Source organism: Cytobacillus firmus DS1, assembly GCF_000565285.1.
In the GTDB taxonomy this organism is placed as follows: Bacteria; Bacillota; Bacilli; order Bacillales; family Cytobacillaceae; genus Cytobacillus; species Cytobacillus firmus_A.
The window spans coordinates 77187-85323 of the sequence record NZ_APVL01000016.1 but is presented as its reverse complement, the minus strand read 5'-3'; the positions used below and the strand labels follow the sequence as shown (position 1 = coordinate 85323).

Annotated in this window: 7 protein-coding genes, 10 tRNA genes and 1 rRNA gene; 17 read left to right on the top strand and 1 reads right to left on the bottom strand. The window is 43.5% G+C overall.

The genetic code is table 11. The annotated features are described in order from the left end of the window. The first annotated feature begins 106 nt into the window (after positions 1–106). The 12 genes from rrf to rocF all read left to right on the top strand — a co-directional run bounded on the left by rrf (position 107) and on the right by rocF (position 2464). Positions 107–223: ribosomal RNA gene (rrf, locus tag PBF_RS18935) — 5S ribosomal RNA — on the top strand. 19 nt (positions 224–242) lie between these two features. After that, positions 243–317: transfer RNA gene (locus PBF_RS18930), tRNA-Asn, on the top strand. A 36-nt stretch (positions 318–353) separates the two neighbouring features. Then, a tRNA-Thr gene (locus PBF_RS18925) sits at positions 354–426 on the top strand. Positions 427–453: 27 nt separating this feature from the next. Continuing rightward, positions 454–528: transfer RNA gene (locus PBF_RS18920), tRNA-Glu, on the top strand. Between the two features lie 4 nt (positions 529–532). Beyond that, a tRNA-Val gene (locus PBF_RS18915) sits at positions 533–608 on the top strand. 5 nt (positions 609–613) lie between these two features. Then, positions 614–689 (top strand) — tRNA-Thr (locus tag PBF_RS18910). A gap of 15 nt (positions 690–704) precedes the next feature. Further along, positions 705–788: transfer RNA gene (locus PBF_RS18905), tRNA-Tyr, on the top strand. A 66-nt stretch (positions 789–854) separates the two neighbouring features. Next, positions 855–929, top strand: a tRNA-Gln gene (locus PBF_RS18900). 144 nt (positions 930–1073) lie between these two features. Further along, positions 1074–1146: transfer RNA gene (locus PBF_RS18895), tRNA-Lys, on the top strand. A 66-nt stretch (positions 1147–1212) separates the two neighbouring features. Further along, positions 1213–1287, top strand: a tRNA-Gly gene (locus PBF_RS18890). 3 nt (positions 1288–1290) lie between these two features. Next, positions 1291–1366, top strand: a tRNA-Ala gene (locus tag PBF_RS18885). A gap of 192 nt (positions 1367–1558) precedes the next feature. Further along, positions 1559–2464, top strand: a complete 906-nt coding sequence (rocF, locus tag PBF_RS18880; protein WP_035331929.1) for an arginase — start codon at positions 1559–1561, stop codon at positions 2462–2464. A gap of 41 nt (positions 2465–2505) precedes the next feature. Here rocF and PBF_RS25550 read toward each other — a convergent pair whose 3' ends face one another. After that, on the bottom strand, positions 2506–2664 hold the full coding sequence (locus tag PBF_RS25550; RefSeq protein WP_081757319.1) for an aspartyl-phosphate phosphatase Spo0E family protein: 159 nt from the start codon (positions 2662–2664) through the stop codon (positions 2506–2508). 175 nt (positions 2665–2839) lie between these two features. Between PBF_RS25550 and sigW the strand changes: the two genes are divergently transcribed. From sigW to glmM, 5 genes are all read left to right on the top strand, one after another. After that, the gene (gene sigW, locus PBF_RS18875) at positions 2840–3403 is read left to right on the top strand and encodes an RNA polymerase sigma factor SigW (RefSeq protein WP_035331927.1); all 564 of its coding nucleotides are present in this window, start codon (positions 2840–2842) and stop codon (positions 3401–3403) included. 17 nt (positions 3404–3420) lie between these two features. Further along, positions 3421–4056, top strand: coding sequence for an anti-sigma factor family protein (locus tag PBF_RS18870; protein WP_035331924.1), 636 nt, complete (start codon positions 3421–3423; stop codon positions 4054–4056). A 186-nt stretch (positions 4057–4242) separates the two neighbouring features. Next, positions 4243–5070 (top strand): diadenylate cyclase CdaA, encoded by an 828-nt coding sequence (gene cdaA, locus PBF_RS18865; protein ID WP_035331922.1) that lies wholly within the window; start codon positions 4243–4245, stop codon positions 5068–5070. Continuing rightward, positions 5063–6379, top strand: coding sequence for a CdaR family protein (locus PBF_RS18860; protein ID WP_035331920.1), 1317 nt, complete (start codon positions 5063–5065; stop codon positions 6377–6379). The genes cdaA and PBF_RS18860 overlap by 8 nt, the downstream gene beginning before the upstream one ends. 34 nt (positions 6380–6413) lie before the next feature. Next, positions 6414–7763 (top strand): phosphoglucosamine mutase, encoded by a 1350-nt coding sequence (gene glmM / locus PBF_RS18855; protein ID WP_035331918.1) that lies wholly within the window; start codon positions 6414–6416, stop codon positions 7761–7763. Positions 7764–8137 lie beyond the last annotated feature (374 nt).

Genomic DNA, 8137 nt, shown 5'->3' with positions numbered 1-8137 from the left:
AATGCTTCTTCATGCATTATCTAGTTTTGAGGGAACGAAAAAATGAAATTTCCTCTTGAAAAAAACTACAAAAGAAAGTATAATCATACTTGTCTTTTGAAAATAGTCTGGTGGCGATAGCGAGAAGGTCACACCCGTTCCCATACCGAACACGGAAGTTAAGCTTCTCAGCGCCGATGGTAGTTAGGGGCTGTCCCCTTGTGAGAGTAGGACGCTGCCGGGCTGTTTTAAAATACCACTTTTCCGCAGTAGCTCAGTGGTAGAGCATTCGGCTGTTAACCGAACGGTCGCAGGTTCGAATCCTGCCTGCGGAGCCATTTTCATAAAGCCCCTTATGGGAATTATGAGCTGCTGCTTCCATAGCTCAGCAGGTAGAGCACTTCCATGGTAAGGAAGAGGTCACCGGTTCGAGCCCGGTTGGAAGCTCTCTTAATGTAGACAACTAGAATACTAGGCCCCTTGGTCAAGCGGTTAAGACACCGCCCTTTCACGGCGGTAACACGGGTTCGAATCCCGTAGGGGTCACCATAATGGAGGATTAGCTCAGCTGGGAGAGCATCTGCCTTACAAGCAGAGGGTCGGCGGTTCGATCCCGTCATCCTCCACCATATTTGCCGGTGTAGCTCAATTGGTAGAGCAACTGACTTGTAATCAGTAGGTTGGGGGTTCAAGTCCTCTCGCCGGCACCATCTGTTTTCGTAGATGGAGGGGTAGCGAAGTGGCTAAACGCGGCGGACTGTAAATCCGCTCCTTCGGGTTCGGCAGTTCGAATCTGCCCCCCTCCACCACTTATACTTAATAAAATCACAAAAAACTGGACAAGCTAAGAATGTCCTTTTTATTTTGTAAATTATTGGGCTATAGCCAAGCGGTAAGGCACCGGACTTTGACTCCGTCACTCGCAGGTTCGAATCCTGCTAGCCCAGCCATTTTTTGAGCCATTAGCTCAGTCGGTAGAGCAGATTGCAGCATCAGTGAATCACTTCACCCGAATAGCAATCTGTGACAAAACACGAAGTGTTTTGGAACATCTGACTCAGCAGGATCATGCTTTAGGAAGCATAATTCATTATGAGCCATTAGCTCAGTCGGTAGAGCATCTGACTTTTAATCAGAGGGTCGAAGGTTCGAGTCCTTCATGGCTCACTTAATAGAAAACGCAGACCTTGGGAATCGAGTCCTGAAGGTCTTACTTGTAAATATAAATATGCTGCGGAAGTAGTTCAGTGGTAGAACATCACCTTGCCAAGGTGGGGGTCGCGGGTTCGAATCCCGTCTTCCGCTCCAAATGGGGCCTTAGCTCAGCTGGGAGAGCGCCTGCTTTGCACGCAGGAGGTCAGCGGTTCGATCCCGCTAGGCTCCACCAACATACAAAATAGGCCAGTCCTTAAACCAATGTGGTTTAAGGATTTTTTATTTTATAAATATCGGATCAGCATCGGAAAATTAGGAGTTCCACTCCCTGAAGCCGCATATATATACACGATTTTGTCGAGTTGAGTCATGTGTTTGAAAGCGGTTAAAATATACATATGAAGGGAAAGGGAGGACTTGTATTATGAATAGACAGAAATTATCGATAATTGGAATGCCGATGGATCTTGGACAGATGAGACGCGGTGTGGACATGGGGCCAAGTGCGATTCGGTATGCCGGGGTGAACGAACGTTTAAAATGTTTATTTGAAGAAATTCATGACCAGGGCGATATTGCCATCGGCCGCCCGGAGGTCCAAATCGATCCAAATTCAAATCTTCGAAACTTACATCTTATTGCTGAAAAAACAGAAAAGCTTGCAGAGAAAGTTGATCAGGCAATTAAAGGCGGTTCTTTTCCATTAGTGCTCGGCGGGGACCACAGCATCGCGATTGGAACATTGGCAGGAGTATCGAAGCATTATACCAATCTTGGGGTAATCTGGTATGATGCACATGGGGATTTAAATACAGCTGAAACATCACCTTCAGGAAACATACATGGCATGCCGCTTGCTGTAAGCCTGGGTATGGGCCATCCGCTTTTAACCAATGTAGGGGGATATGGTCCAAAGGTTAAGCCGGAGAATATTGTCATTATTGGGGCAAGGTCATTGGATGAAGGAGAACGGGAGCTTATTAAGGAAAAAGGCATTAAAGTGTACACCATGCATGAAATTGACCGTCTTGGAATGACAAAGGTTATGGAAGAATCTATTACATATTTAAAAGAAAGAAATACAGATGGCGTTCATCTGTCTCTTGATTTGGATGGGCTGGATCCGCATGATGCACCAGGTGTTGGAACTCCGGTTATTGGAGGCATCAGCTACCGTGAAAGCCACTTGGCCATGGAGATGCTTGCAGAAGCACAAATCATTACATCGGCTGAATTTGTAGAGGTTAATCCCATTTTGGATGACAAGAACAAAACAGCTACTGTAGCAGTCGCACTTATGGGTTCACTATTTGGCGAAAAGCTTCTATAATAAAGGAAAATAAAAATGAGCAGAACATAGACAAGTTCTGCTCATTTTTTTGCTGTAAGTGTATAATATTTATTTAGAAGTTCATCGAGTTTACTGCTGGTATCAACTACCATGTGATCTGTAAAAGAACCGGAAGCTGCTAATTGAATCATTCTTGTCCGGCAATCCTCAATATCTCTCAATAAATCCTTAACACACACCGTAACCAACCCTTTTCGATAAATTTAGTACTTTTATACCCTAAAAGAAAAAAATTAAACCAGAATAAGTAAAAATTTGCTAATATAGAAATTGAATGTTTTTTTAATTAAAACGAAACCTTTTCCGCTATCGATTCGTATTATCGATTAGCCGCACTGGAGCGGAGGTAAAAAAATGGAGACAATCGTAAAGAAGAGGATAAAGCAAGTATTAAAAGGCGATCAGGATGCTTATGCTGAAGTTGTTGAGATATACAAAGATAAAGTTTTTCAGATTTGCTATAGAATGCTGGGAAACAGGCATGAGGCAGAGGATATCGCTCAAGAGGCCTTCTTAAGAGCTTATGTAAACATTGCCAGCTTTAATATTGACTTGAAATTTTCCACATGGCTCTATCGGATTGCCACTAACCTTTGTATAGACAGAATCAGAAAAAAGAAACCTGATTATTATCTGGATGCAGAGGTCGCCGGAACGGATGGGCTGAACATGTATTCTCACATCGCTTCAGATGCGAGGCTGCCGGAGGATGATGTAGAAAGCCTGGAACTGCAGGAAACAATCCAAAGAGAAATATCGAAGCTTCCAGAGAAATATCGTTCGGTTATTGTTTTAAAATATATTGAAGAATTATCGCTGAACGAGATCAGTGAAACGCTCGACCTTCCATTGGGAACCGTAAAGACCCGGATTCACCGGGGCCGGGAAGCTCTTAGAAATCAATTAAGATATGTTTAATAAAGAGGGTGAGAACTTTGAAATGTCCAGCAGAAATGGTTGTTTATATGCACGAGTACCTAGATGAAGAGATCTCAGCCGAACATGAGAAGGAATTAAGGGCACATCTGCAAAACTGCGGGGAGTGTCAAACCCACTTCCATGAATTAAAGAAAACGATCGCTTTAGTCCAAAGCACTTCACATATACAGGCACCTGAAAATTTCACGGCAAATGTTATGGCGAAATTGCCAAAGGAAAAGCGGAAGGTAGGGGTTCAGCGCTGGTTCAGGCATCATCCGCTTTTAACTGCGGCATCACTCTTCCTTGTTCTGATGATGGGAAGTGTGGCATCTTCCTGGGATCAGGATCATCAATTATCCGTTTCTAAGCAGCCGAACCTTGTGGTGCAAAATGATAAGGTGATTGTACCAGAAGGTGAAGTGGTTAAAGGGGATGTAGTGGTTAAGAACGGCGACTTGGAAATTCAGGGTGAGATTGAGGGGAATGTTACAGTTATCAATGGCCAGCAGTATATGGCTTCGGCCGGCAAGGTCACTGGAGAAATCGAAGAGGTTGATGCCATATTCGAATGGCTGTGGTATCACATCAAAACGGCAGCTAAGGATGCTGTAAATGTATTTGAAACCGGAGAAACAGACAAAGAAAAGTAGTCTATCATAAAGAGAATCCCTGCTATAAAGCAGGGATTCTTAGTATGCAAAGGACAATGCTGAATTTTCCATATGGCATATGCTGTTTCAAAATTGGAATTAACGATGAATATGATATAATATGAAAGTTACATAAAGGAACATTAGGCATTTTTGCTTTTGAAATATATATTTGGAGGAAGGATAATGTCGTTTGCGGATTTCTCTATTTTGAAATTGTTGGCTAATACAATAGACATTCTCCTTGTCTGGTACGTCATCTATAAACTCATAATGATTGTTAAAGGAACAAAGGCTGTCCAATTGCTGAAGGGGATTTTTGTCATTATCCTGGTTAAAGTAGCAAGCGACAAGTTCCATCTGCAAACATTAGGATGGATGATGGAACAAGTGCTTTTATGGGGATTTCTGGCCATCATAATCATTTTCCAGCCGGAGCTGCGAAGAGCACTGGAGCAGTTGGGAAGAGGAAGGTTCTTCTCAAGGACGGCTAATCAGGAGGAGGAAAATCAGGAGAAACTGGTCGAGTCTATTGCAAAGGCTGTAGATTATATGGCTAAACGGCGCATTGGCGCGCTAATTTCAGTTGAGCGGGAAACAGGGCTGAACGATTATATTGAAACTGGTATTGGACTGGATTCCAAAATTTCATCTGAGCTCCTGATTAATATATTTATACCGAATACACCGCTGCATGATGGAGCCGTTATCATTCAAAAGAATTGTGTGGCGGCAGCAGCCTGTTATCTGCCTTTGTCAGAAAGTCCTTTCATCTCTAAAGAACTGGGCACCAGACATAGAGCTGCCTTAGGCATAAGCGAAGTGACTGACAGCATTACCATTATCGTTTCTGAGGAAACAGGAAGTGTTTCCTTAACCAAAAACGGGGAGCTGCACCGTGATTTAAAAGCGGAGGCTTTTAAAGACATGCTTTCAAGTGAATTGCTTGTTCAGCAGAAAATAAAGCAGACTTCTTCAGGTCTTTGGAACTGGAGGGGGAAAAAGAATGGATAAGTTAATTGATAAAATGGTAGATACCCGCTGGTTTATGAAAATTGTTGCCTTGATTCTTGCCCTTTTTCTATTTGATTCTGTGTATGATGCAGATAAGGAATTAAAGGAAATAAACGTTCCAGGCCAGCAGGATTCAGCCATTATTGAAGATGTCCCGGTGAAAAGCTATTATGATACGGAAAACCTGGTCGTAACCGGTACACCGGACACAGTTGATTTGAGTTTGGAGGGTCCAAAAAGCCACCTTGAGTCAGCGAAAAAACAGCAGAACTTTGAAGTATATGTAGATTTGACGAATGCAGAAATAGGCTCGCAAAGAGTAGAAATTAAGATTCGTGATATCTCAGATAAACTGGATGTGACCATTAATCCTCAATATGCCGATGTGACCGTCCACGAGAAAGTCACCCAGGAATTTAAAGTGGATGCAGAATTTAATAATAGTCTTCTTGGTGAGGGCTATACGGCTGAAGCGGCATCTGCAGAACCAAAAACGGTTAAAATCACGGGAGCCAAAGAAGTAATCGAGCGGATCAGTTTTGTTAAAGCAACTCTTGATGTCAAAGGTCCTATAACCGAGACAATCGCTGATGATGCAACAGTCAGGGTATTGGATCGTGAGATGAATAAGCTTGATGTCATTGTGGAGCCTCAGGTGATTCGGGTAACAGTTCCGGTTAAGCAATTAAGCAAGACTGTGCCTGTTACGATCGTCCGGAACGGGGAACCGCAAGATGGGGTAACCATTAATTCGATTAAACTGGATGTTAATGAGGCTTCTATAACGGGCCGGGAAGATATATTGAATGAGACTGAAAGCGTCAGGGTAGAGGTAGATGTCAGCAAGATTGAGAAAGATACTGTACTAACCCTGCCGGTTATTATTCCGGATGGCATTTCAGCCGTAGATCCTAAAACAGTGAAGGCGTCCGTTGACGTTAGCACTGAGGAGAATGCAGGCAAAGAAGAAGAGGGAAGCACAGATGAGCCTGCAGAAGAAACACAGGCACAGGATCAAGAGGTAACCAAGACCTTTTCAAGCCTTGCCATTAACTTAGCAGGCTTATCCGAAGAATATGAGGCAGCCCTTAAAAATCCTGCTTCCGGAAGGACAAGTATTACGGTTACCGGGAAAAGCAGCCGGGTTCAGGATCTCAAAGCGGACGATTTTAATCTGTATTTGAGCCTGGCAGACCTTGGAGAAGGTGACCATGAGGTGCCAATCAATGCAGACGGCCCTTCAGGTGTGGATATAAAGCCTGCTGCAAGTAAAGCGACCATAACGATAACAAAAAAAGACGAAGCTTAGTATAGTTTTTAAAGTTAGAAGGAGCGATTATAAAATGGGTAAATATTTCGGTACAGATGGAGTACGCGGAGTTGCAAATAGTGAATTGACACCGGAGCTGGCCTTTAAGCTGGGCCGTTTTGGGGGTTATGTATTAACGAAAGACCATGATCGTCCGAAAGTATTAATCGGCCGGGATACCCGTATTTCAGGCCATATGCTGGAAGGCGCACTTGTAGCAGGGCTATTATCAATTGGAGCAGAAGTTATGCGCCTTGGAGTCATTTCAACGCCTGGTGTCGCTTATTTAACAAAAGCATTGGGGGCAGAGGCTGGAGTCATGATTTCCGCTTCTCATAATCCGGTTGAAGATAACGGAATCAAGTTCTTTGGCCCTGATGGGTTTAAGCTTTCCGATGATCAGGAAGCGGAAATTGAGGAATTAATGGATATGGCAGAAGACCAGCTTCCAAGACCGGTCGGAGGAAGCCTTGGGCAGGTAAATGATTACTTTGAAGGCGGACAGAAATATCTTCAGTACTTAAAGCAGACAGTAGATGAAGATTTCTCGGGCATTCACATTGCGCTTGATTGTGCGCATGGAGCTACTTCGCCGCTTGCCACACACCTATTCGCTGACCTTGATGCAGATCTATCCATGATGGGCGCATCTCCTAATGGTTTAAATATCAATGCAGGAGTCGGATCTACTCATCCTGAGGCACTATCTGCCTTTGTAAAGGAAAGAGAAGCAGATGTTGGTCTGGCATTTGATGGAGACGGAGACCGTTTGATTGCTATTGATGAAAATGGCGATATTGTGGACGGCGACCAAATCATGTATATTTGCGGAAAATACATGAAAGAACAGGGAAGACTTAAGCAGAACACAGTCGTTTCTACTGTCATGAGCAATCTTGGCTTCTATAAAGGACTGGAAGCCAATGGGGTCGAAAGTGTGCAGACAGCTGTAGGCGACCGCTATGTTGTGGAAGAAATGAAGAAGAATGGCTACAACCTTGGCGGAGAACAGTCAGGACATATTATTTTCCTTGACTACATCACAACGGGGGATGGACTTTTGACTGGACTTCAGCTTGTGAACATTATGAAGGTAACTAAAAAGCCATTATCTGAGCTTGCAAACGAAATGAAGAAGTTCCCGCAGAAGCTTGTGAATATCCGTGTAACAGACAAGCACCATGTGACAGACAATGAAAAAGTAAAAGAAGTCATTGCACAGGTTGAAGAAGAAATGAACGGAAACGGCCGCATTCTTGTCCGTCCTTCTGGTACAGAGCCGCTGGTCCGCGTAATGGCAGAAGCGCCAACAGGTGAACTATGTGCTTCATATGTAGAGCGCATTGCTGCTGTTGTAGAGAGTGAAATGGGATTAAAAGAGTAAAATGCACAATTCATATGCATAAGGGAACTTCTGAGCTCCCTTATGCATATTTTTATATATGGCAGCTTCCATCTTTTCTATATTTGTTGACGGATGTCTGACTTTGATGTATGATAATCCTGTTTTTGTATTTAAGAATACAGGACATCTTTATTCAAGAAGAGAAAGGTGGATAGTGAGGAAGAATATTAATTTAAAGCGCCTGAACTGATCCTGGACGCAAGGATTAGTTGACGAGGAGGAGGTTTATCGAATGTTCGGCGGATGCCTCCCGGTTGAAAGCACAACCGATGATTTCTTCTTTAAAACATTCAGGCAACTGAATGGACAAAGAGAAGGGAATGCTAATTAGAAAAGCGGAAGCGCCTTGCCCA

Bases quoted from the DNA above. Each gene is read 5' to 3' on its own strand.
- PBF_RS18860 (WP_035331920.1), top strand. From the start codon at position 5,063: ATGGATAAGTTAATTGATAAAATGGTAGATACCCGCTGGTTTATGAAA.
- glmM (WP_035331918.1), top strand. From the start codon at position 6,414: ATGGGTAAATATTTCGGTACAGATGGAGTACGCGGAGTTGCAAATAGT.
- cdaA (WP_035331922.1), top strand. From the start codon at position 4,243: ATGTCGTTTGCGGATTTCTCTATTTTGAAATTGTTGGCTAATACAATA.
- rocF (WP_035331929.1), top strand. From the start codon at position 1,559: ATGAATAGACAGAAATTATCGATAATTGGAATGCCGATGGATCTTGGA.
- sigW (WP_035331927.1), top strand. From the start codon at position 2,840: ATGGAGACAATCGTAAAGAAGAGGATAAAGCAAGTATTAAAAGGCGAT.